Here is a 26,269-nt window from a genome sequence, read left to right as displayed (position 1 = left end):
ACGCCGGGCGCTCAGCCGGTGAAGGTGTCCGGGTGACCGCCGCGGCGGCCGTCCTCGCCCTGGTCCAACGTGGCGATGGCCGCCATGTCCTGCTCGCTGAGGACGAAGCTGTAGAGGTCCCGGTTCGACGCGATCCGCTCCGGGCTGCTGCTCTTCGGGATCGCGACCACGCCGCGCTGCAGGTGCCAGCGCAGCATCACCTGCGCCGGAGTGACCCCGAGACGCTGCGCGATCTCGGTGAGCACCGGATCGGCGAACTGATCCGTGCGGGCCAGCGGGCTCCAGGCCTGCACCACGATCCCGCGCTCCTGGCAGAAGGCGCGGACCTCCTCGTTGGGGAAGTAGGGGTGCATCTCGATCTGGTTCACCGCGGGTGTGACCCCGGTGGCCTCGATCAGACGCTCCAGCTGCGCCGGCTGGAAGTTCGAGACACCGACGGCGCGGGCCCGTCCGTCCTCACAAAGCTTCACCATGGCCGACCAGGTGTCCACATAGTCGATGTCCAGCATCGGCATCGGCCAGTGCATCAGGAACAGGTCCACATAGTCGAAGCCCAGGGTCTTCAGTGACTCGGCGAAGGTCTCGCGGACGGCGTCGGGATCATGGTTGCCGTTGTTGAGCTTCGTGGTGGCGAAGACCTCCGCGCGCTCGACTCCGGAACGCCTGACGGCCTCGCCGACCTCGGCCTCGTTGCCGTACATCTGCGCGGTGTCGAGCAGCCGGTACCCGGCATGCAGCGCCGCCACCATCGCTTCCGGGGTGGCCTTGCCGGTGCCGAAACCGATCTCCGGCATCTGGATTCCTGAGTTGAGCGTGATCATGCGCAGATCCTACGCGTGCCAGCGAGGCTGACTCACCTCCAACGCCGTGATCGCCCGGACCCTGATCGGTTCCTGACCGGACCGGCGAGGAATAGAATCCGTTCACCAGGCGGTTGCCATGATCATGCGTGCAATGAGCTATTCAGAATACGGCGACCCCCAGACCCTCGAACTGACCGATCTCCCGCTGCCGAAGGTGGCCCCCGGAGCTGTCCTGATCAAGATTGAACGTGCCTCGGTGAACCCGGTGGACTGGAAGCTCATGTCCGGCGGACTCGACGCGCTCATCGACGTCGTCTTCCCGGTGATCCCGGGCTGGGACGTCTCCGGAGTCATCGAGACCACCGGCCCCGATGTGCCGGAGTTCTCCGCCGGTGACCGTGTCGCCGCCTACGCCCGCAAGGACTTCACCCACGGCGGCACCTACGCCGAGTATGTCTCGGTGCCTGCAACCTCCGTGGCCCGCATCCCGGAGGGCGTCGACTTCGACTCCGCCGCCGGGCTGCCCCTGGCCGGACTGACCGCGCTGCGCTCGCTGGAGACCCTGGAGCTCACCGCCGAGGACACGCTGCTGATCCACGCCGCCTCCGGCGGGGTGGGCCACCTGGCCGCGCAGCTCGCCGTGGAGCGCGGGGCGACCGTGCTGGGCACCGCCTCCGAGCGCAACCACGCGAAGCTGCGCGAGATCGGCGTGACCCCGCTGACCTACGGCGAAGGCCTGGCCGATCGGGTCCGCGAGGCCGCGCCCCAGGGCGTGACCGCCGTGGCGGACTTCGTCGGCGAGGTGCTTAAGGACACGTTGGCAGTGCTCACCGAGGGCGGCCGGCACGTCTCCGTGGCGGATCCCTCCGTCGAAGACCACGGCGGGCACTGGATCTGGGTCCGCCCCGACGGAGAGCGGCTGGCAACGCTGCTGGAGAAGGTCGCCGCAGACACCCTGCGCGTGGCCGTGGACCGGGTCTTCCCACTGGCAGAGTCGGCCGCCGCCATGGAGGCCAACCAGTCAGGGTCCAACGGCAAGATCCTCATCGATACCACCCGCTGAGCGCGGATCCTCGACAGCCCGCGTTCGGCGCGGGCTGTCGATCACCCGCCAGCGGGACTAACCTGATCACGTGCGGTCTCATCTCAGGGGGAGAGGACCACAAGGTTCTTCTGTGACACCGACTCTGGTCGAACACCACAGAGAAGAGTTGCGATGAACGACATCCACATCCCAGGCGCACCGCAGGCCGAGCCCCCGACGGACGGCCAGCCGGTGCAGCCGCGCAAGCCACTCCCACCGAAGGCCGACCAGCGCGCCGCAGCGCCGGTGAGCCCGACCGGCGCCGAGGTGCCCGGCAGTGACACCGGGCGGGCGCAGCAGGGCCAGTACCTGACCACCGCGCAGGGCGCCCGTGTCCGCGACACCGATCACTCGCTGAAGGCCGGCAGCCGAGGGCCGGTCCTGCTGCAGGATCACCACCTGCGCGAGAAGATCATGCACTTCGACCACGAGCGCATCCCGGAGCGTGTGGTCCACGCCCGGGGCGCCGCCGCGCACGGGGTCTTCGAGTCCTATGGCACCGCCGGTCACCTGACGCAGGCCAAGTTCCTGGCCGAGAAGACCACGACCCCGGTGTTCACCCGGTTCTCCACGGTCCTGGGCAGCCGGGGCTCGGCAGACACGGTGCGCGACACTCGAGGCTTCTCGACGAAGTTCTACACCGAAGAGGGCAACTACGACCTCGTGGGCAACAACATCCCGGTGTTCTTCATCCAGGACGCGATCAAGTTCCCGGACATCATCCACGCGGGCAAGCCACACCCGGACCGGGAGATCCCGCAGGCCCAGAGCGCCCACGACACCTTCTGGGACTTCGTCTCGCTGCACACCGAAGCGCAGCACCACACCATCTGGAACATGTCCGACCGCGGGATTCCGCGCTCGCTGCGCATGATGGAAGGCTTCGGGGTGCACACCTTCCGGCTGGTCAACGCCGAGGGTGAATCCTCGCTGGTGAAGTTCCACTGGAAGCCCAAGCTCGGCGTGCACTCGATCACCTGGGAAGAGGCGCTGATGACCAACGGCGTGGACCCCGACTTCCACCGCCGGGACCTCGCCGACGCCATCGAGGCCGGAGCATTTCCCGAGTGGGAGCTCGGTGTGCAGGTCTTCCCGGACAGCGAAGACCAGATGTTCCACGGCATCGACCTGCTGGATCCCACCAAGTTCATCCCCGAGGAGCTCGCCGAGGTCCAGCTGCTGGGCAAGATGACCCTCAACGCGAACCCGCAGAACTACTTCGCGGAGACCGAGCAGGTGGCGTTCCACCCCGGTCACCTGGTCCCCGGCATCGAGGTCACCAATGATCCGCTGCTCCAGGGTCGGCTCTTCTCCTACCTGGACACCCAGATCACCCGCCTGGGCGGCCCGAACTTCGCGCAGATCCCGATCAACCGGCCGCACGCACCGGTCAACGACATGCTCCGCGACGGCTACCACCAGACCGCCGATCACGCCGGAGTGGCTCCGTACCACCCGAACTCCTTCGACGGCGGAAACCCCTTCCCGGTCAAGGACATCGAGGAGTCCGCGAGTGCCCCCAGCGCGCTGATCGACTTCCCGGAGCCGGTGTCCGAGAGCGTGAAGATCCGTCAGAGCCCGCAGAGCTTCGATGACCACTACACCCAGGTCACGATGTTCTACCGCAGCCTGACTCGGACCGAGCAGCTCCACGTGATCCAGGCCTACACCTTCGAGCTGGCCAAGTGCTACGAGCCGGTGATCAAACAGCGCCAGCTGCAGCAGCTGACTCACATCGACGCGGACCTCGCGGCCGGCGTCGCCGAGGGCCTCGGTCTTCCGGTGCCGGAGCCGCTGCAGGCCCCGGTGGAGCCCGAGGTGCTCAGCCCCACGCTGTCCCAGATCGGCGGGACCTGGCCGATCGAGGGCCGGCTGGTCGGCGTCGTGGTCGATGAGACCAGCGACATCGACGCGATCCAGAAGATCCGCAAGGCCATCGACGCCCAGGACATGGTGCCGCTGGTGGTCGCGCCCACCGGTGCGCCGCTCTCGGATGGCACCCCGGCCCAGCGGACCTACCTGACCGCACGATCCATCGAGTTCGACGCGATCATCTTCCTCACCGCGACCGCCACCGGGGCGGCCGGGGCCAGCCCGGACACCGATCATAAGCTCGGTGACCCCACCGGAGACCCGAAGGTCGATCCGCGGCTGACGCTGATGGCCGCCGAGGCCTACCGGCACGGCAAATCGGTGGTGTTCCCCGGGGGAGCACCGCTGCTGAGCGCCAGCGGCGTCTCCACCACGGCGCCCGGCGTCCTGGTCGGCGCCCCGGAGAAGCTCACGGATGAGCTGTTCACGCTCATGGGCGCCCACCGCGCCTGGGAGCGCTTCGCCTGATCCCAGCAGCATTCATTCGGCCCCTTCGCGAGACCTCACCGAGGCTTCGCGGAGGGGCCGAGCTGTGCACCGACCCGGTCCGCCCACCACTGATGGAACTCCGCGATGTGATGCTCGCTGGGGACCAGGGCCCCGCCGTCGTCGTAGGCCCGAGAGGACATCGAGGGCTGGGTCTGCTCGCAGGCCTCGAAGTCCTGCAGGTTGACCCGGTGGAAGAGCTCCACCGACCGTGAGACGTCCATGTTCTGCTCCACCACCTCCGGCAGAAACAGCCAATCGCATTCCACGATCGTCTTCGACGCCGAGACCGGGTACATCCGGTGGAAGATCACATGATCCGGCACGGTGTTGATGAACACCTGCGGGCGCACCGTGATGGCGTAGTACTTGCGGTCCTGCTCCGGCGCGATGGCCGGCAGCGCCGCGACGCCGGCCGAACCGTCCACGGTGAAGCCCTGCACCTGCGCGCCGAAGGAGGCGCCGTGGATCTCGTCCTTGGCCTGGGAGGCCCACCCTTCGGCGAACTCCGGGATCACCTCGGTGAGCTCGGGGTGGATGGTCGCGCAGTGGTAGCACTCCATGAAGTTCTCGATGATCAGCTTCCAGTTCGCCGCCACCTCGTAGCGCCGGGTCTCACCGACCCGCAGACTCTCGATGCCGTAGTTCTGAAGGCTCTGGATCTCTCCGAATCGGGTGGAGACCTCGGCCATCACGGTCTCCTCGAACGACGGCGGGGCGGGGGGCTCCGTGGCCGCGGCACCTGGCGCAGAGCTGCCGACGCCTGGTGAAGAGCCGCTGAAGGTGGGGGTGACGCAGACCCAGATGTAGCCCAGCCATTCGCGCACATGCACGGTCTTGAGCCCGTATTCTCCACGATCCACATCCGGCATCGAGGTCAGGTTCGGTGCGGCGACCAGCTCGCCCTCCAGCGCGTAGGTCCAGGCGTGATACCCGCACTGCAGGGTCTTGGACCTGCCCTCGGCGGTGGTGCAGACCCGCATGCCGCGGTGTCGGCAGACGTTGAGATACGCCTTGATCCCGGCCTTGCGCGTGCGCACCACGATGATCTCCTCGCGGCCCACGGTGACGGTGCGCCACTGTCCCGGGCTCGCCAGGCTCTCGGCGCGCAGCACCGCGTTCCACATCTTTTCGAAGATCTCGGCCTGTTCGCGGCCGAAGATCTCTGCGTCGGTATAGGCCGCCCCGGCAGGGGTCGGTTTCAGCGAGCTGCCGGTCAGCGGGGTGTCGAGCTGGTCGATGATCATCGGGTCGTCCTTCTTCCGGGGCTCGGGTCTGTGCAGGGTCAGGCGGCCAGCGCTGTGCAGGGTCAGGCGGCCAGCGCGGCGGGGCGGATTCGGCGTGCCCGACGCCAGCGCACCACCTCGCGGAGTCGATTCATGCCCAGGATGCCGATCTCGGTGCCTTCGCGCAGGTAGCTCACCAGCAGATCTCCGGACTCGATGCTTCCGGCCAGCACCTGGACCTCATCGGCGAGGGCGAGCATCCCGGCCGCCTGGATGGTCACATGATGCTGGTCCGACCACAGATAGGGCTCCTGCATGGGGGAGGGGACGCCACCGAGCAGCGTCGAGGCCAGAGCCTGGGCCTGGTCCACGGTCTCCTGCCAGTGCCCCACCGGGCGCAGCCCGGTCTGCTGAGCCGCCCACAGCGCGCAGTCTCCTGCCGCCCAGATCCCGGGGACCCCGGTGAAGCCGGTGTCATCGGTGAGCACCGCCTGAGTCTCGGGGTCCAGAGCGAGCGCGCTGCGGGTCAGCCATCCCGTGGCGGGGACTGCGCCCACGGCGCTGATCACGACGTCAGCTTCGATCCGACGGCCGTCGCTGAGCGTGATGACGTGCCCCTGTGGCCCTGCGTGCTCCTGTGGCCCCGCGAGCCCGGCGTGCCCGGCCGGGGTCACGCTCAGCGCGCGGGCGGCACCGAGGAAGCGCACGCCGTGCTGGGCATGCAGCCGGTGCAGCGCCTGCGCCACGGGCTGGCCCAGCCGCCGCAGGCCCGGCAGCTCCTCCCCGGCGATGACCGTGACGCTGCCCGCCCCGCGGGTGGTGCAGGTCGCGGCGGTCTCCAGGGCGAGGAAGCCGCCCCCGATCACCGCTACCCGGGCGCCCGCCAGCGGGGCGGCTCGCAGCGCGGCGGCATCCTCCACGCAGCGGATCGCATGACCGCCCAGGCGTCGGGCCTCGGCTCCGGTGGCGATGACCACCGCATCGCCGAGGTAGAAGGTGCCCGAGGTGGTCCAGACCCCCAGCGGCTCGGTGGAGAGCCCGATCACCGCATCGGATCTGACCCAGCGGACATCCAGCGGGTCGGCGGGGTCATCGAGGTAGAGGTCGCAGAGATCCGTGGTGCCGCACAGATAGGCCTTGCTCAGGGCCGGGCGGTCATAGGCGGGATGCGCCTCGGCACCGAGGATCGTGATCGGGCCGGTGTGACCCTGGGTCCGCATCTGGCGCGCGGTGTAGTAGCCGGCGAGGCCGGCGCCGATGATGAGCAGGTGAGCGTCCAGTGCGAGACTCATGCGACCTCCACCCCCGGAGGCAGCTGCGGGGCCGCCGTGGAGAGCTCCACCAGGACCTCTCCGTCCTGGACGGTGACCTGATGCGCCCGCACGCCCCGTTTGGCTGGAGGCTGATCCACCTCCCCGGTCCGCAGCGAGAAGGTGCTCTCATGCAGCGGGCATTCCACCCGGCAGTTCTCCACCCAGCCCGCGGCGAGGGAGGCGTCCTGATGGGTGCAGGTGTCATCCAGGGCGTGGACGGTGCCCTCCTCGGTGAGGAACACGGCGATCGGCGGACTGACGCTGGTGACCCGCAGTCCTTCGCCGGGAACCAGGTCATTGATGGAACAGGCTCGGAAACTCAATTGCCTTCACCGCCACTCAGGGATACTGTTGCATATAGTGCAACAGCGTTCGTGTTGCACAACAAAAGTATGCAAGAGGTCCCCGAGGGGGCGTCAAGGGGTTTGCCGAAATTGAAGACGAATTCATCCGCACGAAACGAACCGGGGGTTCTGGCATGAGCGAAGTCCAATCGGTGGATCGCGCCGCGCAAATCCTGCAGCTGCTCAGCGCAGAGTCGCCGCTGAGCGTCAGTGAGATCTCACGCCGACTGCAGGTCCACCGCTCCACGGCCTCAAGGCTGATGGCCACCCTGGAGGCTCACGACCTGGTCGAACAGGAGGGTCAGCGGGGCGCGTATCGGCTCGGGTTCGGGCTGCTGCGTCTGGCCAGTGCGGTGACCGCTCGGGTGGATCTCTCCCGTGATGCCCAGGCCTGCTGCGACGCGGCCGCAGCCTCGCTGAACGAGACCGTCAACGTCGCGATCCTGGACGCCGGATACGCGGTGACCATCACGCAGACGGTGGGCCAGCGGATGATCGGCGTCGCCCGGCAATACGTCGGTCAGCGCGCTCCGCTGCATGCCACCTCCACCGGCAAGGTGCTGCTCGCCTGCTCTCCCGCGGCCGAGCAGGATCGGGTGCTGGCCGCACCCCTGGAGGCTTTCACCGCCTCCACCATCACCTCGCCCGAGGTGCTCACCGCCGAGCTCGCGGCGGTGCGTGAGCGCGGCTGGGCCTCCGCGGTGGCCGAGTGGGAGGAAGGCATCAATGCCCTGGCGGTGCCGGTGCGCGGACCCCAGGGTGCCGTGGTGGCGGCCTTCTCCACCACGGCGCCGGCCTTTCGACTCCCGGAATCCACCTTCGCCGAGCATGTGGAGATGCTGCGCGAGGCCGCCGGACAGCTGGAGTCCCGGCTGGGATATCTGCCCGGAGTGCGAGCGTCTGGCGGCTGACCGGGTTCACGGGGACTTGTCTCCAGCGGGTCAATTTTGACCGGGCTCTTGTCCCGCTCCCCAACTGAATCTAGGCTGGTGCGTAATACACAGTGGTAGTGCGTATTAAGCAACACTTGCCGGATGTCAGCAGAACCGTGGGGCGGACGAGGGAGCACAGGATGGCGCAGCACTCCAAGGGTCCGCGGGTGGTGATCGTGGGCCTCGGGGTGGTCGGGGCCGCGGTGGCCGATGAGCTGGTGCTGCGCGGATGGACCGATGTCAGCGTCGTGGAACAGGGCCCGCTGTTCGAGACCGGCGGCTCCAGCTCGCACGCGCCGGGATTCGTCTTCCAGACCTCCCCGAACCGGGCGATGACGCAGCTGGCGCAGCGCACCCTGGACAAGCTCGACGGCCTGGACGTGAACGGGGAGTGGGTCTCCAAGCGGGTCGGCGGGATCGAGCTGGCCAGCACCGAGACGCGGCTGCACGAGCTGCGCCGTCGACTGGGCCTCGCCCAGGCCTGGGGCGTGCCGGCCGAGCTGATCTCCCCGGAGCAGATCGCTGCGCTGTGGCCCGGGCTGAACACCAGCGGTCTGCTCGGCGGGCTGCACACCCCGACCGATGCGGTGGTCAAGGGCGTGCGGGCGGTGGAGTTCCAAGCCCGCAGAGCCCAGGCCGGGGGAGCCAGGCTGCTGCCCTGGACTCGGGTGAGCGCGGTGCACACGACCGGGTCAAGGGTGACCGGCGTCGAGATCACCCCCGTCGAGCCGACGGGCACCGGACCGGCCGCGACCCAGACCCTCCCCGCGGACATCGTCCTACTCTGCACCGGGCTCTGGGGACCGGGGATGGCGCGCGACCAGCTCGGCATCGCGCTGCCGATGCTGCCCGTGGAGCACGGATTCGGGTTCAGCCAACCGACCTCCACCGGGGTCGATGCGGCCACCGAGGTGGTCAAGCCGATGCTGCGGCACCAGGACCATGCGATGTACCTGCGCGAGTGGGGGGATCGGATCGCCGTGGGCGCCTATGAGCATCGCCCGCTGCCGGTGGCCCCGGAGCAGATCGCCGGCGCGGAGGACTTCGCGCGCACCGGGATCCACCCGGCCGTGCACCCCTTCACCGCCGAGGACTTCGCCCCCACCTGGGCCGAGGCGCAGCGCCTGCTCCCGCAGCTGGCCCGGGAGGGCCAGGGCCTGGCGGGGCTGGACACCGCGCGCAGCTTCAACGGGATCTTTTCCTTCACCCCCGACGGCGGTCCGCTGCTGGGGCCGGTGCCGGGCACTGCAGGACTGTGGATGGCCCAATCGGTCTGGGTCACCCAGTCGGCCGGAGTCGGCCAGGTGATGGCGGACTGGATGACCACCGGAGACCCCGGCATCGACACTCACTCTCTGGACCTGAGCCGCTTCGATCCCGCGGTGGTCTCGTCCAGGTGGGCCCGCGAACAGGGCGAGGAGTCCTACGACGAGGTCTACGACATCATCCACCCCAAGTCCACCACGCTGCGTATGCGCGGGCTGCGCAGCTCGGCGTTCCACGCCCGGCAGCAGGAGCTCGGCGCGGTCTTCGAGTCCGCCGCAGGCTGGGAGCGGCCGCTCTGGTTTGAGTCCAACCGCTCCCTGGGCGAGGCGCACCTGGGTGACCAGCCGCTGCCCGACCGGGATGCCTGGAGCGCGAGGCACTGGAGCCCGATCGTCGCCCGTGAGGCGCGGCACCTGCGCGAGCACGTCGGGCTGGTGGACATGTCCTCGCTGCCGCGGCTGCAGCTGCACAGCCCAGCGCCCCATGCCGACGACGACGCCGCAGCTCACTCCGCGGCGGCACCCTCAGCGCACGGCGCCACTGGCTTCCTGCTGGACCTGCATGCCCGCGGGCTGCTCAGCCGGAGACCGAGCAAGGCCGTCGGCGGCATCGTCTACGCGCTGCTGCTCGACGAGCGCGGCGGGGTGCTCTCGGACATCACCCTGGCGCGCACCGGGCCGCAGAGCTACCACCTGGGCATCAACGGTCCGGTGGACACGGCCTGGCTGCACGCCCGGATCGCCGAACACCACTCGGCCACCGAAGAGGGCGTGCAGCTGAGCGACGCGACCACCGGTGCCTGCGGGCTGGGCCTGTGGGGACCGCAGGCGCGCACCGTGCTGCAGAATCTCGTCGAGGAGGACCTCGCCGATGAACACTTCAGGTTCTACCGCGCCCGGGCGCTGCGAGTGGCCGGGGTCCCGGTGCTCGCGCTGCGGCTGAGCTACGTCGGGGAGCTCGGCTGGGAGCTCTACGCCCCGGCGGAGTTCGGCGGATTCCTCTGGGACGCGCTGAATCAGGCTGGTCAGCCCCAGCAGATCCGACCGATCGGACGCCGAGCCTTCGAGAGTCTGCGGGTGGAGAAGGGCTTCCGGCTCTTCGGCACCGACATGACCCGGGAGCACACGCCGGTGGAGGCCGGGGTGGACTTCGCCGTCGCGGGGGCACCCGCCTCCGGCACGGCGGTGCCGCGGCGTCGTCTGCAGTGCCTGGTGCTGCAGGATCCGGCACGCGTGGTCCTCGGGCACGAGCCGGTCTTCGCCCCCGGCGGGACTGACCCGCTGGGCTACGTCACCAGCGCGGACCAGGGATATACGGTGGGGGAGTCCATCGCCTACGCCTGGTTGGAGGGCGCGGGACACAGCATCGGGGATCCGGTGGAGATCGAGTACTTCGGTGAACGTCTCGCCGCCGTCCTCGCCGCGGAACCGCGCTTCGACCCGCGCGGCAGCAGAATGAGGGGATGAGCATGCCGGAATCGAACTCCTATGACGTGATCGTGATCGGACTCGGATCCATGGGCGGAGCCGCGGCGAACGCGCTCGCCGAACGCGGAGCCCGAGTGCTGGGACTGGAGACCTATCGACCGGGGCATGACCAGGGGTCCGCCCACGGCGGGAGCAGGATCATCCGGCAGTCCTATTTCGAGGACTCCGCCTATGTGCCGCTGCTCTTCAACTCCTACGCGGGATTCCGCAAGCTCGAGGAGGAGTCCGGCCGTGACCTGATGCGGCTCTGCGGCGGCATCTACATCGGGCACCCCGAGTCCAAGACCTTTGCCGGCTCCCATGCGGCGGCCCTGGAGCACGGACTCGAGCACGAGGTGCTCACCGCCGCGCAGATCCGGCAGCGCTTCCCCACCATGGACCCGCAGGATGGGGCCATGGGCCTCTATGAGGCCAACGCCGGCTATGTGCGTCCGGAGGAGACCGTGCGCGCCAACGCCGAGGTCGCCGCGCGCAAGGGCGCCGAGCTGCACTTCGAGGAGTCGGTGCGCTGGTGGTCCGCCGAGGGCGACGGGGTCACCGTGCGCACCGACGCGGGGAACTACCGGGCAGCCCGACTGGTGATCACCCCGGGCGCCTGGGCGCCGGAGCTGCTCGCGGGGATGCGGCTTCCGCTCAGCGTGGAACGGATGGTGTTCCACTGGTTCGCCCCGGACTTCGACGCGGTTCCCTACCCGGCCTGGAGCCAGGAGCAGCACCCGATCTACGTGGAGCAGACCTATGGGAACCTGCAGATCTATGGGTTCCCGATGACCGACGGACCGCACGGAGGCTTCAAGCTCGGCTTCTTTCGCGAAGGCATCCCCACCACCGCGAACACCATCGATCGCAGCATCCAGCCGGCGGAGAATGCGCGCATGCAGACCCGCGCGCGGGAGCTCTTCCCACACCTCAGCGGGGACCTGGTCCAGGCCAAGACCTGCCTGTACACGGTGACCCCGGATGAACACTTCGTCATCGGGCTGCACCCGGAGCACCCACAGGTCTCGGTGGCCTGCGGCTTCTCCGGCCACGGCTTCAAGTTCGTGCCGGTGGTCGGGGAGATCCTGGCCGATCTGGCGCTCAACGGGGACACCGCGCACCCCATCGAGCTCTTCGACCCGCAGCGCAGTAGTCTGCAGGGATGAGGACCATCGACCTGCCCGCCGCCGAACTCTCCGCCTCTCAGCTGGTGCTGGGACTGATGCGGATCGCAGACAAGACCGACCAGCAGATCCGGGAGCTCTACGACCGTGCCCGCACGGCCGGGGTGGACTTCCTCGACCACGCCGACATCTACGGCGGCGCCCCACACACCTGTGAACGGCGCTTCGCCGAGGCCGTGAAGCTCACCGGCGCCGAGCGCGAGGAGGTGCTGATCCAGTCCAAGGTCGGCATCGTGACGGACGGGCCGTTCTACGACTTCTCCTATGAGCACATCGTCACCGAGGTGGAGGAATCGCTGCGGGCGCTGCAGACCGAGTACCTCGACATCCTGCTCCTGCACCGGCCCGACCCGCTGGTGGAGCCCGCCGAGGTCGCCCGCGCCTTCGATGCGCTCCAGGCCGCCGGGAAGGTCCGCCACTTCGGGGTCTCCAACCACACCGTGGGCCAGATCGAGCTGCTGCGCACGGCGGTGACCCAGCCGCTGGTGGTCAACCAGATGCAGCTCTCCCTGGTCCATGCGCCGATCCTCACCGAGGGCGCGCAGGCCAATACCCTCGACGGCGCCGGGGCGGTCACTCCCGCTGGGGCCGACATCGTCGAATACTGCCGCCGGCACGCAATCACGCTGCAGGCCTGGTCGCCGTATCAGTCACCCAGCGGCGTCTTCCTGCAGAACCCGGACTACCCCGAGCTCAATGCGGTGTTGGACCGGTTGGCGCAGCGCCACGGGGTCACCCCCACCGGTATCGCCACCGCCTGGCTGACCCGGCACCCCGCCGATATCCAGGTGGTGCTGGGCACCACCCAGGGCGCCCGGGTGGAGGAGGCCGCGGCGGGCTCCAAGGTCAGGCTCTCGCGGCGTGAGTGGTACGAGCTGCTGGTCGCCGCCGGGCACCGACTTCCCTGAGCTCAGGCGCGGTAGCGTCCGGGGCGGTGGTTCAGCGCCAGCACCAGGTTCAGCAGCACCGCGCCGAGCGCGGAGTAGAGCACGTTGAGCGGGGAGACCACGGTGAGCGCCAGCAGGATCACCACCACGTCCAGGCTCATCTGGACATACCCGGCGCGCAGCCCCATCCTCTCCTGCGCGATGATCGCCACGATGTTGAACCCACCCAGGCTCGCGCCATGGCGGAAGATCGCGAGCAGGCCCATGCCGATCAAGATGTTGCCCGCCGGCACCCCGTAGAGCGGGTTGAGCTCGGCCAGGCCCAGCATCGGTTCATGCAGCAGCGCATAGCCGGAGACGATCGCGACCGCGGCAACGGTCTTCAGCGTGAAGCTCCACCCCTTCTTCCAGATGGCCAGTGCGAAGAAGGGGACGTTCACCAGCAGGAACAGCCAGGAGAAGTTCAACGTCGTGGCGTAGGTCAGCAGCAGCGCCAATCCGGCGGTGCCTCCGGTCACGGCCTCGGACTGCTGGAGCACGTAGAGGCCCAGCGAGGCGAGGAAGGTCCCGATCAGCACCCCGAAGACATCCTCGGCCGGGGAATGCGGGATGGTGCGGTCCTCTGGCCAGGGAGGAATGTTCTGGGATCCGGACATGAGCGTCAGCCTATAGCCGCTCCCACGCGGTCCTGCACGCAGGAGCGCGGGAAGTGAGCACCCTCACGTCGACTCAGGGGCATCGGGTCGGATTCATCGGTAGACGCCGCCCAGCCGCGGCGGCGTAAGCTGAGGATTCCAGACTTCAACGGCGAATCGAGGACACCACCATGGATCCTGTGACACCTGCCCATGCGGCGCAGTACGGCGAGAACGGCGCAGAGGATCTCTCCTATGACCCTGAGTTCTGCGGGCGGGTGGTCTGCGCGCGCGGGGTCATCGCGGCGCTGCCCGTGGTGGTCTTCGAGTTCCTCGCCGACCCGGCCCTGCAGGTCGAGTTCGACGGAAACGACAACCTCGCCCAGGCCGAGGCCGGTCAGCGGGTGCACGGCGTCGGCGACGTCTTCCGGATGGAGCTCACCAACGGCAAGGTGCGCGAGAACCATGTGGTGGAGTTCTCCGAGGGCCAGCTCATCGCCTGGAAGCCCTCCACCATCGGAGAGCCGCCGGCCGGTCACCTGTGGCGCTGGTCCCTGGCGGCCACCGAGGACGGCGGCACCGAGGTCACGCACACCTATGACTGGTCCCAGCTCCACGACGAGTCGCGCCTGGCCCGTGCGAAGTCCACCAGCTCCGCCATGCTGGCCCGCTCCATTGCGCGCCTGAAGACCGTGGTGGAGACCTCCGCCTAAGCTTGGGCTCCATGGAGAGTCAGACCGCCACGGAGTTCAACCAAGACCTCAGCCAGGTCCCCGCCGCCGCGCAGTTCACCAAGACCGTGGTCGCCGCCGCGCTGTTGCGCCGGCGCCCCGGACACGAGGTCGAGCTCTTCATCGCCCGCAGAACCTCTCCGGAATCCGTCGCTGGCATGTGGGAGTTTCCGGGCGGGAAGCTCGAGCCCGGGGAGACGCTGCACCAGGGCCTGCACCGGGAGCTCAAGGAGGAGCTCGGCGTCGAGGTGGCCCTGCAGGCCGAGGTGATCGGGCGCGGTCATGGAAGCTACGTGGCCGAGGCCGGCTGGTGGCTGAAGGAGACGACCGCGATGCGGCTCTTCCGCGGAGAGGTCCTCGCAGGCGAGCCGTTCCCGCTCCAGGACCACGACCGGGTGGACTGGGTGCCGGTGACCTCGCGGCTGCTGGACTACCCGTGGATCCCGGCGGATCGCCCGATCGTGGAACAGCTGCTGCGGGATCATGAGGCGTAGACGGCGAACCCTGAGCCGGGCCTGCTGCAGCGGCATAGTCCTCGCCGGGGGGAGATGCGCGCAGAAGCAGTGAGGAGGGCTTCTGCGCGCATCGCGCTTCCCATCGCGCAAGGCTATTAGAACACCTATTCTACGACCCGGCAAGCGTCCAGGTTCGGCGTTCGAAGATAGATCCTAATGGCGCTTCCTGTGAGGAATCTGTCAGAACGCAGGTTCGATGGGGTCGCGCCGTCTGGGGTCCGTACCAGGGTCCCCGCCGTCGCGCTGCTGCCTGACCCTTCGGGCGCGCTCCAGTCGCGGCAGCACCCGCAGCGCCAGGATGATCGCCCCGGGAAGCGTGGAGGCCAGGGCGAGCAGGCCATAGCTGATCGAGGCGGTCACGCCCAGATGCGGGGCGACTCCGGAGAGTGAGAACACCCAGGCCGCTGCCGCCTCGCGAGGTCCCCAGCCGCCGAATCCCAGCGGCACGGACATTCCGGCGATGGCGACCGCGGCCAGCCCCGGCGCCCAGGCCAGCGGGATGCTGGGGGTCACGGCGAGGATCGTAAGAGCGAACAGCGTGGCGAAGGCCGCCCACCCGGTGGCGGAGAGCAGGACCACCTGGAGGAGGTCCCTGCGGGAGAGCGGCTTGAGCCACCGCCAGGCCACGACGACGGCTGCGGTCGCGACGCCCAGCGCGGCGAGCCCGACGAGTGGGGCGAGCGCCAGCAGGGCCAGGCCTGCGGCGATGAACGCCACCGCCGTGCCCATCAGGCGTTCCGCGGCCATGGCGGCGAAGGCCCGGCGCAAGGCGCTGCCACCGGCCTGGACCTCGGCGTCGCTGCTGTCATCGGCCGCGCGCAGCGCGTCACCGGCCAGACCTCCGGGGAGCACCCCGTTGAGGAACGCCGCCTGCCAGCAGCGGGCCACCGCGGGGCCTACGCCGACGCTGATCTGATGATGCCGGGCGATCACGCGCCAGCGCAGTGCCTGGGTGAGCACACCGACGCCTCCGAGCAGCATCGCGGCGGGAAAGATCCACAGCGGAAGCAGCCGGAATGCGTCCATGAACGGGTTCATGCCCCATTGCGCGACGAGGAAGCTGAAGATCCCCACCGTGATCGCGACCTGGAGGACGGCGAACACCGCGGTGTGTCCGCGGCGGGTGGTCTGGCTGCGCTGGTCGAGGCTCATCGGGTCACCGGGTTCAGGTGCCTGGCAGGCTCAGAAGGTCGAGGTGCCCCACGTGGACCTGCAGCTCGCCCGCGGAGAGCTGAGCCTCGCGCGCGGAGATCCATTCCTGTGCCAGGCCCGCCAGCGAGGGATCATGCTCCACGGCCACCGCCGCGCGGTCCCGGAGATACCGCTGGATCAGTGCCGCTTCGGTGGAGTCCAGCGCCCAGTCGGTCGCGCTCAGCGTCACCTCGGCGCCACGATCGCGCAGCAGCTGCGCCACGGCGTGCGCGGCGTCGGGCCCGAGCAGGCCGTCGCGGCGCTGGTGGGCGTCGAAGGCCTCGGTGATCACGGCGTCGCCGGGGTGTTCCGGCATGATCTGAACCTGCCCGGTCACCGTGAGGCTGAGCAGCGCCGTGACATGACCGGCGTCAGGCCCGGCGATCGCGTCGGCGAGCACCTCGGCCTCGCGGGGGCTGAGCAGGTCCAGCAGCGCCGAGCAGGTCACCAGCTGGATCTGCGCGCCGTGGGTCAGGCTCGGGAGATCCTCGATGGTGCCCAGCACCCGAGTGGTCTCGCCTGGACCGGCGGCTGAGGGGTCCTCCGCGGCGACCTCGAGCAGATCCGCGTCATGGTCCAGCAGCGTCCAGCGCTGCGCCACCGACAGGCGCGGGGCCAGCCAGGCCTGGTTGGAGCCGGTGCCGGCTCCGACGTCGATGACGTGCACCGCGTCGGTCTTCTCCGCGCTGGCCGGAAGCAGCTCGTGGAGTCGGGTGAGCAGGGTCTCGATCAGCGGGGTCGCCTTCTCGCGGGCCTGATGATCGGCGCGACGGCGCTGACCCAGCCAGTCGGCGGGGACCGGTCGGGTCACCATTCGATCGCTGTCCTGAGATCCTGCGCTGCGTGTGACCATGTCCGAAGTCTAGCCCGGTGGGCTTGCGCGGCGTCGCGCCATTGCTGCCGCAGCGACGCATCGCTGAGCCAGTCTCGCAGCAGCGTCGACCAGGCGCGGAGGTCCTGCGGATCCAGTGCCGCCCCGGGCGTGGGCAGTTCGGCGCGGGATCCGGCCGGGTCGCCCCGCAGCGCGTCCTGGGCTCCGGTGCCGGCGCCGACCAGCGCGGGTATCCCATGGGCCAGCGCCTCGGTGACCACCATCCCGTAGGTCTCGGCCAGGGAGGGCAGCACCAGGAGATCCGTCTCCGCCCACAGGGTCTCCAGCTGTGCTCCGTCGACGGCCCCGATCACCGAGACGCGCCCATGGGGCTGCTCGGCCGCGGCGGATCGGACCTGCGCGGCATAGGCGGGGTCCTGACCCTCGGGTCCGGCGATCACCGCGCTCCACTGCGGCTCGGGAGACTTTGTCGGCTCGAGATGCCCCATCGGCTCCGAGAGCTGCGCGAGGGCACCCAGCAGGCCCAGGGGATTCTTCCGGGGCGTCACCGCGCCGAGGAAGAGCAGCCGTGGAGCGGAGCTGCCGGGGGCCAGCGCAGCACGGTCCACGCCGGGCTCCGCGACCGCGACCCGGTCGTGTCCGTAGCGCGCCCGAAGGTCCTCGCGCGCCCAGGCGCTGGTGCACACGATGGAGTGTGCGGCGCCCAGCGCGGCACGCTCGCTGAGCGTGAGTCGCTGCGCCTCCTCGGGGCTCAGCCCCGACTCTGCGGGCAGCGGCAGGTGGACCAGCACCGAGATCTGCGCCTCCGAGGCGGCGGCGGTGCGGAGCTCCTGAGGGGCGGCGGAACCGATGATCCCGTCGAGCAGCACCCGCCGGTGCTGGGCCAGGTGCTGGATGAGCACCTGGCGATCCGCGGGGGAGGGGTTCGGCCAGGCGCCCGGGACCGGGATCTCCTCGACCTCGAGACCCATGGCCCGCCACTGCGCGAGCACCCGGTGGTTATAGGTCAGCCCGCCGCTGGGTCCGGGCAGATCGGCGGGCACGATGAAGGCGAGCTGCGCCATCAGCGCCGCGTCTCGGTCTGTGCCGAACGTTCCAGCGCGATCGCATCACGGGTGAAGGAGATGACCAGCAGGGTCAGCGCGACCCCGGTGACGGCCACGGCGAACGCGACGGGGGTGATCGGCAGCAGCGCGACCCACAGCACCGAGGCCTGGATCGCGGCCACCGTGCGTCGGAACAGGCTGTAGCGCAGCTCTCCGCGCAGCGCCGGGCGGATTCGGGCGGCGGCCACGAAGAGGTAGCGCATCGCGCCGATCCCCACCGCCCACCAGCCCACGGTGGTCGCGGCGATGAGTGAGACCACGAGCAGCGCAGCGGCATCGGCCTCCATGTCCAGCCGGGCGCCCGAGGGGGTGGAACTATGCGTGCGCCGGGCCACCCAGCCATCCACGGCGTCGAGCAGCAGCGCGACCCCGGCGAGGATCGCCAGGGCCCAGCTGCGCGCGGGGATCGCCTCGACGAGGATCAGCACCGCGGCGCTTGCAAGCACCCCGATCAGTCCCACGCGGAACAGGGTCACTCGGTCAGCAATGGTCACCGCACGGGGACGGCGACGCAGCAGCGAGACGGCGGCCACGATCGGGGCGATGAGTGCGGCAGTGACCATGAGCAGGCCGCTTCCCGCATCGGGAGCCAGAGTGAGCGCCAGGACCAGGGCCGCGAGCCCGGGGGCCAGGATCAGGACGACGGCGTCCCGGGCTGTCCGGCCGCGGCTGGTTCCGCCCACCCGCGCGCCGGGGGGAGCTCCACCCTCTGGTGCTTCGGCCGCCGAAGGGCCCTGCTCGGGGGTCGCGTCCCGGTGCTGATCGGGGTCGCGCCCTGTCGTGTCCATGGCAGATAATCTAGCCGGGATTCGCCTCACCCGCAGAGCCGCAGGGCTCAGGCCGCGGGGCCGCCGGGCAGCGCCTGGTCCTTGATCCGATCCACCGCCAGGCGGATCGCTCCACGCCTGACGGCGTCGGCCCCGAGCGCTGAGGCCTCGATCCGCAGCCACGGAGCATAGAGGTACTGGGTGAGCTTATGCTTGGCGCGGGCGGCGACATCGGTCAGTGCCGGAGCGATCGCCCCGGAGACCAGGATGCGATCCAGGTCCAGCAGGCCGGCGAGCACCACGCAGATCCGCGCCAGCCGGTCCGCGAGCTGGTCCATGATCTCAAGGGCCAGTCGATCTCCCTGTTCGGCCGCCGCAAAGACGTGTTCACTGGTGACCTCCTCAGGGGTCGCTGCACCGAGCGGGCCGGAATGCCCCGGAGCCTGTTTCAGGGCCTCCCGGGCGAGGTGCCGCGCCCACCAGCCCAGGCCGTTGGATGACTCGACGCCCTGGACCAGGTCCAACATGCCGAGCTCGCCGATCCCGCCGCGGGACTGGTGCAGCAGGGAGCCATCCATCACGATCCCGGCGCCCAGGCGCTCCCCGGAGAGGATCACGGCGAAGGAGTCCTCCGCGGCACCGGATGCCAGGTCCAACTCCGCGAGCGCGGCGAGATTGGCGTCGTTGTCCACCGCGCAGTCCCAGCCGTGCTCGGCTCCCAGGGTGATCAGCTCGGGGTTCATCAGGCTCCAGAACTCGTTGAGTCCCTTGGGGGAGTGTCCCGAACAGTCCACCGGCGCCGGCACCGCGATGACCAGGCATGCGACATCGGCGTGCGTGAGCCCGGCCTGCGCCAGGGCGGCGTCGATCGTGTCCAGGATCGTGCGCCGTCGTTCGGGGGCCGGCTGCAGCGGGGCATCGGATCCCTGCGGATTCGAGGGCCGGGTGGCGCAGCCGATCTCGACGCCGCGCAGATTCGCCACGGCCGCGGTGACCTGGTGCAGGCCGGCGTCCACACCGATCACGTGGCAGGCGTCCTCGCGGAAGGCATACCGCAGCGCGGGACGGCCCTTGGTGTATTGGCCGGCCTGCCGGGAGTTCTCCGAGACCTGCAGCCAGCCCTGTTCGGTGAGATCCCGGCACAGGGTCAGGATCGTGGCGCGGGTGAGTCCGGTGGCGTGCATCAGCTCCGTGGCGGTGCTGGGCTCGCGGCCCCACATGCAGTGCAGCACGCGCTGCGCGTTGAGCTGTCGGATCAGCTGGGAGGAGCCGGCCGGGCCAGGGGAAGGCGTCTGACTCATGGGTGGCCTGCTTCCGATCTGAGATGCCGCGAAGAAAATCTCCAGTCATTATTGCATTGCTTATATTAAGACTCTATATTTAATCCGGACATGAAGTTTTAGTGTTCCAGCTCACAGAAGGGGGATCCGGTGAGCCACGTTGCACCCACACCCTCGCGGCGGGCCTTCCTCGGCGGCCTGGCCGGGGTGGCTCTCGCCGCTGGACTCAGCGGCTGCGCCACCGGCCGCGGCGCCCAAGAGGTCTCGTTCCATCAGTCGAAGCCTGAAGCGATCCCGTATTTCGGAGGTCTGGTGCAGGACTTCAACCAGCAGGCCTCGGGCGTGCGGGCGGTCCATGACACCTCGTCAGGGCTTTCTGCGGGGTTCGCCCGCGGCAACCCGCCAGACCTGGGCTGTCTGAACTACAACTACGAGATCGTCCGCTTCCAGGAACAAGGCGCCTTCTCCGACCTTGCTGATCTCGCCGGAGAGGCTCGGATCGCTCCGAGCATCCAGGACCTGATCGATCAGTACCCGACCTATCCCGGGCGCACCAGCGTGATCCCGTACTCGATGATGGCCGCTGCGGTGCTCTACAACGAAGAGATCTTCGCCGAGCACGACCTGCAGGTCCCCACCACCTATTCGGAGTTCCTCGAGGTCTGCGGCGCCCTCGAGGAGGCCGGGGTGACCCCGGTCTACTCCACCTACGCCGACCCCTGGACCGTGGCGCAGGGCCTGGTCGACTACAGCGTGGGAGGCAGGCTCGACGTCGCCGAGTTCTTCGAGCAGCTGCGCGCCCAGGGTCCCGACGCCGGCCCCGAAGCGCCGGTCTCGTTCTCCCGCACCCTGCGCGAGCCTCTGGAGAAGATGCTCGAGATCGCGGCGTTCTCCCAAGCCGGGGCCGCGAGCCGAGGCTACGGAGACGGCAACGTCGCCTTCGCCCGCGGCGAGGCCGCGATGTACCTCCAAGGCCCCTGGGCGCTGGGCGAGATCGCCACGATCAACCCCGATGCGCAGATCGGGATCTTCCCGCTGCCGATGACCGAGGACCCCGAGGACCTGAAGGTCCGGGTCAACCTCGACCTCGCCCTCTGGGTGCCCGAGGCCTCCAACGCCCAGGAACCTGCGCGGGAGCTGCTGCGCTACCTGATCACCCCCGAGATCGCCGACGCATATAACCAGGACAACCTCGCCTTCGGGGTCCGCGAGGATGCCCCCGCGGTGCAGGATGCCCGGCTGCAGGACCTGCAGGGCTTCGTGGACCGCGCCGCCTTCTACCAGGGAGTGTCCCAGGCCATCCCGCGCACCATCCCGTTCGAGAACTACGCCCAGGGAATAGTCACCGGTCAGAGTCTGGAAGCAACGCTGCGGACTCTTGACGAGGACTGGGCCCGACTGGCTCGACGCTCAGAGACCGAGGCCTGACATGACCACTGCCACCACCTCACCGCGGACCGCCGACGCCCCCACCGGGGTCAGCCCCAGGTCCCGACCCGCCCCTCGACGTCGGCCCCGCGCGGATCGCGTCTACCTCTGGTTCCTGCTGCCCACCCTGGTGCTGTTCACGCTGAGCATCACCATGCCGGCCGTGATGGGAATCTTCTACAGCTTCACCGACTCGGTGGGCTTCGGGGAGTTCAACTTCGTCGGACTCAACAACTACCTGGTGATGTTCAGCGACCCGGCGATCCTGTCCTCCTATGGGTTCACCATCGGAGTGGCGCTGTGCACGGTGATACTGGTCAACGTGGTCGCCCTGACCCTGGCCATCGGGCTCACCTCGAAGATCCGGGCGAAGACCGCGCTGCGCACGATCTTCGTGATGCCGATGGTGGTCTCCGGGATCATCATCGCCTTCGTCTTCCAGTTCATCTTCGCCAACACCGTCCCCGCCGCCGCCCAGGCGCTGCAGCTCGGGGTGCTGGAGGAGTCGATCCTCGCGGACCCGGACCTGGCCTGGATCTCAATCGTGCTGGTGACCGCCTGGCAGGCGGTCCCGCAGGCGATGCTGATCTACATCGCCGGGCTCATGACCGTGCCGCGGGATGTCTACGAGGCCTCCGCCATCGACGGGGCCTCCGCATGGAAGCAGCTGCGCAGCATCACCCTGCCGCTGATCTCCGGATTCGTGCTGATCAACGTGATCATCGGGTTCAAAGACTTCCTGGGCACCTACGAGATCATCGTGGGCCTGACCGACGGCGGCCCGGGCACCTCCACCCGCTCGGTGGCGATGACGATCTTCTCCGGCTTCGACAACGGCGACTACGCCTACCAGATGGCGAACTCCACGATCTTCTTCCTGATCACGCTGACCATCGCACTCATCCAGCTGCGCCTGACCCGAGGAAACGCGAGAATCTGATGACCCTGCCCACCACCACCATTCCCGGCGGCGCCGCCAGCACCACCCCGCGCCGCTCCTCGGAGGACTCTCGGCGCGCCGCGCTGCCGACCTCGCGACGCTCCGACCGGCACCGCTGGGGCACCACGGTGCTGCTGATGCTCGGTGCGCTCACCGTCATCCTGCCCTTCTACGTCACCATCTCGATGGCGTTCAAGACCGGGGAGCAGGCCGTGGAAGGCGAGGCCTTCGCGCTGCCGGCCCCGTTCAGCGTGGAGGGCTTCTCCACCGCCTGGGCGCTGACCGACTTCCCCCGCGCCTTCACGATCTCGATCCTGATCACCCTGGCCACGGTGATCGGCACGATCCTGCTCAGCGCGATGGCCTCCTATGCGATCTCCCGGAACTGGGAGAAGAAGGCCTACCGCTGGGCGTTCTACTACCTGCTCGCGGCGATGTTCCTTCCCTTCCCGGTGCTCGCGCTCAGCCAGGTCAAGCTCACCGGCATGGTGGAGCTGGCGAACCCGCTGGGAGTGGCGCTGCTGCACATCATGTTCCAGATCTCGTTCAGCACGCTGCTCTTCACCGCGTTCCTGCGCTCGCTGCCTGCGGAGCTGGAGGAGTCCGCTCGGATGGACGGCGCCTCCACCGCAGGGGCCTTCTGGCGGATCGTGTTCCCGCTGATGGCCCCGATGAGCGCCACGGTCGGGATCTTCGCGTTCCTGAAATCCTGGAACGACTTCATGATGCCCTCACTGATCATCGCGGACCCCACGCTGCAGACGCTGCCGGTGATCCAGGAGATCTTCCAGACCCAGTTCAGCAACAACTACCACGTCTCCTTCGCCTCCTACCTGATGGCGATGGCACCGGCGATCATCGCCTATGTGATCTCTCAGCGCTGGGTGCTCTCCGGACTCACCCAGGGCGCCGTCAAATGACCTGCTCGGGCCTGGAAGCAGGCTCCGAGAAGCACGACCCCACGACCCACCCGCAACAGCGAAAGGACGAGAATCCCTTGTCATTCACCTCCACCGCAGCAGCCCCGACCACGGCCTCTGGGCTCGGCACCGACCCCCACTGGTGGCGCCAGGCCGCGGTCTACCAGATCTACCCGCGCTCCTTCGCCGACGCCGATGGCAACGGCATCGGTGATCTGCGCGGCATCACCGAGCGGGTGGGCTACCTCCAGGACCTCGGGGTCGACGCCGTCTGGCTCAGCCCCTTCTACCCCTCGGCGCTGGCCGACGGCGGCTACGACGTGGACGACTACCGCGACGTGGACCCCAAGATCGGCACGCTTGAAGACTTCGACGCCATGATCGCCGCGCTGCACGGCGCTGGGATCCGGCTGATCGTGGACATCGTGCCCAACCACACCTCGGACCGCCACGAATGGTTCCTCGAGGCGCTGCGCTCACCCAAGGGCTCCGCTGCCCGGGATCGCTACATCTTCCGCGACGGCGCCGGTGAGGCGGGCGAGCTGCCGCCCTCGGACTGGACCTCGATCTTCGGCGGGCCCGCCTGGACCCGGATCACCGAGCCCGATGGGACACCGGGCCAATGGTTCCTGCACAGCTTCGCCAAGGAGCAGCCCGACCTGAACTGGCACAACCGCGAGGTCCACGAGGACTTCCTGCAGACCCTGCGGTTCTGGTCCGACCGGGGCGTGGACGGGTTCCGGGTCGACGTCGCCCATGGCCTCTCCAAGGACCTGCCGGCGAACCTGCCGAGCCAGGCCGAGCTGGACGCGACGCCGAAGGACGGGGCCCACCCCATCTGGGACCGCGACGAGGTCCATGAGATCTACCGCGAATGGCGCGGGGTCTTCAACGAATACGACCCGCCGAGGATCGGCGTGGCCGAGGCCTGGGTGGATTCCGCCCGGCGGCCGAAGTACGCCTCCGCCGAGGGCCTGGGCCAGGCGTTCAACTTCGACCTGCTCGAAGCCGGCTTCGACGCCGCCGCGTTCCGCGAGACGGTGACCTTCAACCTGGAGCTGGCCGCGAAGTCCGGGTCCTCCAGCACCTGGGTGCTCTCGAACCACGACGTGGTCCGCCATGCCACCCGCTACGGGCTTCCGGACAAGGCCCCGGGGGAGGAGAAGGCCGGGACCAACTGGCTGCTCACCGCCGGCGCCACCCCGGAGCTGCAGGCCGAGGCCGGGCTGCGCAAGGCCCGAGCCGCCTCGCTCTTTGAGCTCGCCCTGCCCGGCAGCGCCTACCTCTACCAGGGGGAGGAGCTGGGCCTGCACGAGGTCGCCGAGATCCCCGACGCCGACCGGCAGGACCCGACGTTCTTCCGCAGCCCCGGGCTCAGCGTCGGCCGTGACGGCTGCCGGGTCCCGCTTCCCTGGTCCAGCGCCGGGGAGAGCTTCGGGTTCGGCGAGGCCGAGGCCCACCTGCCCCAGCCCGAGTGGTTCTCGCGCTACAGCGTGGACGCCCAGGAGGCGGCACCGGACTCGACGCTGAACCTCTACCGGCGTGCGCTGCAGCTGCGTCGTGAGCTCCAGGGCGAGGACACCCTGGAGTGGATCGAGCTGCCCGGTGCAGAAGACTCCACCGCCGAGGTGCTGGCCTTCCGCCGTCCCGGGGGATGGATCTGCGTGACCAACTTCGGCGAACAGGCTGTCCCGCTGCCCGCCGGAGAGGTGCTGGTCAGCTCGCAGCCGCTGAACGCGGAGGTGCTGCCGGGGGAGACCACGGTCTGGCTGCGCGAGCACTGATTCGTCCCGGAGGGCCGCGGCTGACTCGCCCCGGCCCTCCGGACGCTCCGTCCCTGCCCTGGCTGGATTGCCGGGGACGAACGCGCCGGGCCCGGACAGTCCCGACCGCAGCCCGATTCCAGGGTCGCTGTGGTTCACCGGTAGCGTGAAAGCCATGGACAGCACCGCCCCGACCGCCCAGACCCTGCGCCCGGGACTCCTGCTCAGCGCCATGTTCCTCGCCGTGACCCTCTCGGCCTGCGGCACAAGCGCGGAGGCTCCGGAGGACGCCGGCGCGGAGCAGCCCGGCGCGGCCCCGGAAGGCGATGGCGACGCCGAAGGCTCAGGCGACGCCGAAGACTCAGCTTCCGGGGAGGACTCGGCCGAGGCCGAAGACTCAGCTGACGCCGAAGGCTCAGTCGACGAAGAGGGCTCACCTGACGGGCAAGACTCAGCCGACGGGGAGGAACCCGAGGCCGCGCCTGCCGAGCTCCCGGGCGGTGGCGACACGCTCTTCCCCGACCGGCGCTTCCTGGCCGCCTACGGCGCCCCCGGCATCCCCGCCCTCGGAGTCCTCGGCGAGGGCACACCCCAGGACGCCGCCGAGCGGGTGAAGTTCTACGCCGAGCAGTACCAGGAGCACTCGGAGGAGCCGGTCCAGCCGGCCTTCGAGATCATCACCTCGATTGCGATCACCGAGCCCGGTGTGGGCGGGAACTATTCCAATGCCCTGGACCCGGAGGTCATCGAGCCCTGGGTGGACCTGGCCGCGGAGGAGGGCATCTACGTGGTGCTCGACCTGCAGCCGGGCCACGCCAGCTTCCTGGACCAGGCCCAGCAATACGAGGAGTTCCTGGCCCAGCCCCACGTCGGTCTGGCGCTGGACCCGGAGTGGCGGCTCAGCGAGGGGCAGAGACACATGGAACAGATCGGTTCGGTCAGCGCCGAGGAGATCAACCAGGTCTCCGACTGGCTGGCGGACCTCACCCAAGAGCACGAGCTTCCGCAGAAGATGCTGGTGCTGCACCAGTTCAAACACTCCATGATCTCGGACCGTGAGGACATCGACACCTCCCATGAGGAGCTGGCCATCCTGCTGCATGCCGACGGCCACGGAACACCGGCGATGAAGACCGAGACCTACGAGACCCTGCAGCAGGACCTCAGCGAGGACATCTGGCTCGGCTGGAAGAACTTCTACGACGAGGACTCGCCGACCTTCACCTCGGAGCAGACCTTCCAGGTCGAGCCCACACCGTGGTTCGTGTCCTACCAGTGACCCGCATAAACTGACCGGG

Annotated in this window: 23 protein-coding genes; 13 read left to right on the top strand and 10 right to left on the bottom strand. The window is 69.1% G+C overall.

Annotated features, from left to right (window positions below):
* Nucleotides 1-11: 11 nt before the first annotated feature.
* A complete protein-coding gene (locus tag I2487_RS04055; RefSeq protein ID WP_207169350.1) occupies nt 12-821 on the bottom strand; it encodes an aldo/keto reductase in 810 nt (269 codons plus the stop codon).
* Nucleotides 822-954: 133 nt separating this feature from the next.
* Between I2487_RS04055 and I2487_RS04050 the strand changes: the two genes are divergently transcribed.
* Together I2487_RS04050 and I2487_RS04045 are read left to right on the top strand one after the other, a co-directional pair.
* Nucleotides 955-1,866, top strand: coding sequence for an NADP-dependent oxidoreductase (locus I2487_RS04050; protein ID WP_345941331.1), 912 nt, complete (start codon nt 955-957; stop codon nt 1,864-1,866).
* Nucleotides 1,867-2,019: 153 nt separating this feature from the next.
* Nucleotides 2,020-4,227: a catalase gene (locus tag I2487_RS04045; protein WP_207169349.1), complete on the top strand. Its 2,208-nt coding sequence runs from the start codon at nt 2,020-2,022 to the stop codon at nt 4,225-4,227.
* Between the two features lie 35 nt (nt 4,228-4,262).
* On the opposite strand, the gene I2487_RS04040 is transcribed toward I2487_RS04045, so the two are convergent.
* The 3 genes from I2487_RS04040 to I2487_RS04030 all read right to left on the bottom strand — a co-directional run bounded on the left by I2487_RS04040 (nt 4,263) and on the right by I2487_RS04030 (nt 7,107).
* A complete protein-coding gene (locus tag I2487_RS04040) occupies nt 4,263-5,492 on the bottom strand; it encodes an aromatic ring-hydroxylating oxygenase subunit alpha (protein ID WP_207169348.1) in 1,230 nt (409 codons plus the stop codon).
* Nucleotides 5,493-5,554: 62 nt separating this feature from the next.
* Complete coding sequence (locus tag I2487_RS04035; RefSeq protein ID WP_207169347.1) at nt 5,555-6,763, bottom strand: NAD(P)/FAD-dependent oxidoreductase; 1,209 nt, start codon at nt 6,761-6,763, stop codon at nt 5,555-5,557.
* A complete protein-coding gene (locus I2487_RS04030; RefSeq protein WP_207169346.1) occupies nt 6,760-7,107 on the bottom strand; it encodes a bifunctional 3-phenylpropionate/cinnamic acid dioxygenase ferredoxin subunit in 348 nt (115 codons plus the stop codon). Before I2487_RS04030 ends, I2487_RS04035 begins: the two co-directional genes overlap by 4 nt.
* 155 nt (nt 7,108-7,262) lie before the next feature.
* Here I2487_RS04030 and I2487_RS04025 point away from each other — a divergent pair, with 155 nt between their 5' ends.
* The 4 genes from I2487_RS04025 to I2487_RS04010 all read left to right on the top strand — a co-directional run bounded on the left by I2487_RS04025 (nt 7,263) and on the right by I2487_RS04010 (nt 12,884).
* Nucleotides 7,263-8,039 (top strand): IclR family transcriptional regulator, encoded by a 777-nt coding sequence (locus I2487_RS04025; RefSeq protein WP_207169345.1) that lies wholly within the window; start codon nt 7,263-7,265, stop codon nt 8,037-8,039.
* A 161-nt stretch (nt 8,040-8,200) separates the two neighbouring features.
* The gene (locus I2487_RS04020; protein ID WP_207169344.1) at nt 8,201-10,792 is read left to right on the top strand and encodes a GcvT family protein; all 2,592 of its coding nucleotides are present in this window, start codon (nt 8,201-8,203) and stop codon (nt 10,790-10,792) included.
* Entirely contained in the window at nt 10,789-11,958 is a 1,170-nt protein-coding gene (gene solA, locus I2487_RS04015) for an N-methyl-L-tryptophan oxidase (protein WP_255545927.1), read from the top strand. The genes I2487_RS04020 and solA overlap by 4 nt, the downstream gene beginning before the upstream one ends.
* Nucleotides 11,955-12,884, top strand: coding sequence for an aldo/keto reductase (locus tag I2487_RS04010; RefSeq protein WP_207169343.1), 930 nt, complete (start codon nt 11,955-11,957; stop codon nt 12,882-12,884). The genes solA and I2487_RS04010 overlap by 4 nt, the downstream gene beginning before the upstream one ends.
* 2 nt (nt 12,885-12,886) lie before the next feature.
* On the opposite strand, the gene I2487_RS04005 is transcribed toward I2487_RS04010, so the two are convergent.
* Nucleotides 12,887-13,519, bottom strand: coding sequence for a YitT family protein (locus I2487_RS04005; RefSeq protein WP_207169342.1), 633 nt, complete (start codon nt 13,517-13,519; stop codon nt 12,887-12,889).
* Nucleotides 13,520-13,689: 170 nt separating this feature from the next.
* Here I2487_RS04005 and I2487_RS04000 point away from each other — a divergent pair, with 170 nt between their 5' ends.
* Together I2487_RS04000 and I2487_RS03995 are read left to right on the top strand one after the other, a co-directional pair.
* Nucleotides 13,690-14,211, top strand: coding sequence for an SRPBCC family protein (locus I2487_RS04000; protein WP_255545926.1), 522 nt, complete (start codon nt 13,690-13,692; stop codon nt 14,209-14,211).
* Between the two features lie 11 nt (nt 14,212-14,222).
* On the top strand, nt 14,223-14,723 hold the full coding sequence (locus I2487_RS03995) for a (deoxy)nucleoside triphosphate pyrophosphohydrolase (protein ID WP_207169341.1): 501 nt from the start codon (nt 14,223-14,225) through the stop codon (nt 14,721-14,723).
* Nucleotides 14,724-14,924: 201 nt separating this feature from the next.
* Here I2487_RS03995 and I2487_RS03990 read toward each other — a convergent pair whose 3' ends face one another.
* Genes I2487_RS03990 through I2487_RS03970 form a run of 5 tightly spaced genes read right to left on the bottom strand, consistent with a single transcriptional unit; the run spans nt 14,925 to nt 19,941 of the window.
* Nucleotides 14,925-15,896 carry a lysylphosphatidylglycerol synthase transmembrane domain-containing protein gene (locus tag I2487_RS03990; RefSeq protein WP_207169340.1) on the bottom strand — a complete coding sequence of 324 codons (972 nt, stop codon included), beginning with the start codon at nt 15,894-15,896 and terminating at the stop codon, nt 14,925-14,927.
* 13 nt (nt 15,897-15,909) lie between these two features.
* The gene (locus I2487_RS03985) at nt 15,910-16,788 is read right to left on the bottom strand and encodes a class I SAM-dependent methyltransferase (RefSeq protein WP_207169339.1); all 879 of its coding nucleotides are present in this window, start codon (nt 16,786-16,788) and stop codon (nt 15,910-15,912) included.
* The gene (locus I2487_RS03980; protein WP_207169338.1) at nt 16,743-17,831 is read right to left on the bottom strand and encodes a glycosyltransferase family 4 protein; all 1,089 of its coding nucleotides are present in this window, start codon (nt 17,829-17,831) and stop codon (nt 16,743-16,745) included. Before I2487_RS03980 ends, I2487_RS03985 begins: the two co-directional genes overlap by 46 nt.
* Nucleotides 17,831-18,661, bottom strand: coding sequence for a CDP-alcohol phosphatidyltransferase family protein (locus I2487_RS03975; RefSeq protein ID WP_207169337.1), 831 nt, complete (start codon nt 18,659-18,661; stop codon nt 17,831-17,833). The genes I2487_RS03980 and I2487_RS03975 overlap by 1 nt, the downstream gene beginning before the upstream one ends.
* Before the next feature lie 47 nt (nt 18,662-18,708).
* Nucleotides 18,709-19,941, bottom strand: a complete 1,233-nt coding sequence (locus I2487_RS03970; RefSeq protein ID WP_207169336.1) for an ROK family protein — start codon at nt 19,939-19,941, stop codon at nt 18,709-18,711.
* A gap of 129 nt (nt 19,942-20,070) precedes the next feature.
* On the opposite strand from I2487_RS03970, the gene I2487_RS03965 reads away from it, so the two are divergent.
* From I2487_RS03965 to I2487_RS03945, 5 genes are all read left to right on the top strand, one after another.
* On the top strand, nt 20,071-21,348 hold the full coding sequence (locus tag I2487_RS03965; protein ID WP_207169335.1) for an extracellular solute-binding protein: 1,278 nt from the start codon (nt 20,071-20,073) through the stop codon (nt 21,346-21,348).
* 1 nt (nt 21,349) lies between these two features.
* Nucleotides 21,350-22,288: a carbohydrate ABC transporter permease gene (locus I2487_RS03960; RefSeq protein WP_207169334.1), complete on the top strand. Its 939-nt coding sequence runs from the start codon at nt 21,350-21,352 to the stop codon at nt 22,286-22,288.
* Nucleotides 22,288-23,208: a carbohydrate ABC transporter permease gene (locus I2487_RS03955; protein ID WP_058887179.1), complete on the top strand. Its 921-nt coding sequence runs from the start codon at nt 22,288-22,290 to the stop codon at nt 23,206-23,208. Before I2487_RS03960 ends, I2487_RS03955 begins: the two co-directional genes overlap by 1 nt.
* Before the next feature lie 77 nt (nt 23,209-23,285).
* Nucleotides 23,286-24,992 (top strand): glycoside hydrolase family 13 protein, encoded by a 1,707-nt coding sequence (locus tag I2487_RS03950; RefSeq protein ID WP_207169333.1) that lies wholly within the window; start codon nt 23,286-23,288, stop codon nt 24,990-24,992.
* Nucleotides 24,993-25,146: 154 nt separating this feature from the next.
* Nucleotides 25,147-26,250, top strand: coding sequence for a hypothetical protein (locus tag I2487_RS03945; RefSeq protein ID WP_218624087.1), 1,104 nt, complete (start codon nt 25,147-25,149; stop codon nt 26,248-26,250).
* Nucleotides 26,251-26,269: the final 19 nt, after the last annotated feature.

The organism is Nesterenkonia sp. E16_10, from assembly GCF_017347085.1.
Classification (GTDB): domain Bacteria; phylum Actinomycetota; class Actinomycetes; order Actinomycetales; family Micrococcaceae; genus Nesterenkonia.
This window is presented reverse-complemented; position numbering and strand designations above follow the sequence as displayed.

Bases quoted from the DNA above. Each gene is read 5' to 3' on its own strand.
- I2487_RS03990 (WP_207169340.1), bottom strand. From the start codon at position 15,896: ATGAGCCTCGACCAGCGCAGCCAGACCACCCGCCGCGGACACACCGCG.
- solA (WP_255545927.1), top strand. From the start codon at position 10,789: ATGAGCATGCCGGAATCGAACTCCTATGACGTGATCGTGATCGGACTC.
- I2487_RS04040 (WP_207169348.1), bottom strand. From the start codon at position 5,492: ATGATCATCGACCAGCTCGACACCCCGCTGACCGGCAGCTCGCTGAAA.
- I2487_RS03985 (WP_207169339.1), bottom strand. From the start codon at position 16,788: ATGGTCACACGCAGCGCAGGATCTCAGGACAGCGATCGAATGGTGACC.
- I2487_RS04000 (WP_255545926.1), top strand. From the start codon at position 13,690: ATGGATCCTGTGACACCTGCCCATGCGGCGCAGTACGGCGAGAACGGC.
- I2487_RS03975 (WP_207169337.1), bottom strand. From the start codon at position 18,661: ATGGACACGACAGGGCGCGACCCCGATCAGCACCGGGACGCGACCCCC.
- I2487_RS03980 (WP_207169338.1), bottom strand. From the start codon at position 17,831: ATGGCGCAGCTCGCCTTCATCGTGCCCGCCGATCTGCCCGGACCCAGC.
- I2487_RS04035 (WP_207169347.1), bottom strand. From the start codon at position 6,763: ATGAGTCTCGCACTGGACGCTCACCTGCTCATCATCGGCGCCGGCCTC.
- I2487_RS04010 (WP_207169343.1), top strand. From the start codon at position 11,955: ATGAGGACCATCGACCTGCCCGCCGCCGAACTCTCCGCCTCTCAGCTG.
- I2487_RS04025 (WP_207169345.1), top strand. From the start codon at position 7,263: ATGAGCGAAGTCCAATCGGTGGATCGCGCCGCGCAAATCCTGCAGCTG.
- I2487_RS04005 (WP_207169342.1), bottom strand. From the start codon at position 13,519: ATGTCCGGATCCCAGAACATTCCTCCCTGGCCAGAGGACCGCACCATC.
- I2487_RS03970 (WP_207169336.1), bottom strand. From the start codon at position 19,941: ATGAGTCAGACGCCTTCCCCTGGCCCGGCCGGCTCCTCCCAGCTGATC.
- I2487_RS04055 (WP_207169350.1), bottom strand. From the start codon at position 821: ATGATCACGCTCAACTCAGGAATCCAGATGCCGGAGATCGGTTTCGGC.
- I2487_RS03945 (WP_218624087.1), top strand. From the start codon at position 25,147: ATGGACAGCACCGCCCCGACCGCCCAGACCCTGCGCCCGGGACTCCTG.
- I2487_RS03960 (WP_207169334.1), top strand. From the start codon at position 21,350: ATGACCACTGCCACCACCTCACCGCGGACCGCCGACGCCCCCACCGGG.
- I2487_RS03955 (WP_058887179.1), top strand. From the start codon at position 22,288: ATGACCCTGCCCACCACCACCATTCCCGGCGGCGCCGCCAGCACCACC.
- I2487_RS04045 (WP_207169349.1), top strand. From the start codon at position 2,020: ATGAACGACATCCACATCCCAGGCGCACCGCAGGCCGAGCCCCCGACG.
- I2487_RS04050 (WP_345941331.1), top strand. From the start codon at position 955: ATGAGCTATTCAGAATACGGCGACCCCCAGACCCTCGAACTGACCGAT.
- I2487_RS03995 (WP_207169341.1), top strand. From the start codon at position 14,223: ATGGAGAGTCAGACCGCCACGGAGTTCAACCAAGACCTCAGCCAGGTC.
- I2487_RS04020 (WP_207169344.1), top strand. From the start codon at position 8,201: ATGGCGCAGCACTCCAAGGGTCCGCGGGTGGTGATCGTGGGCCTCGGG.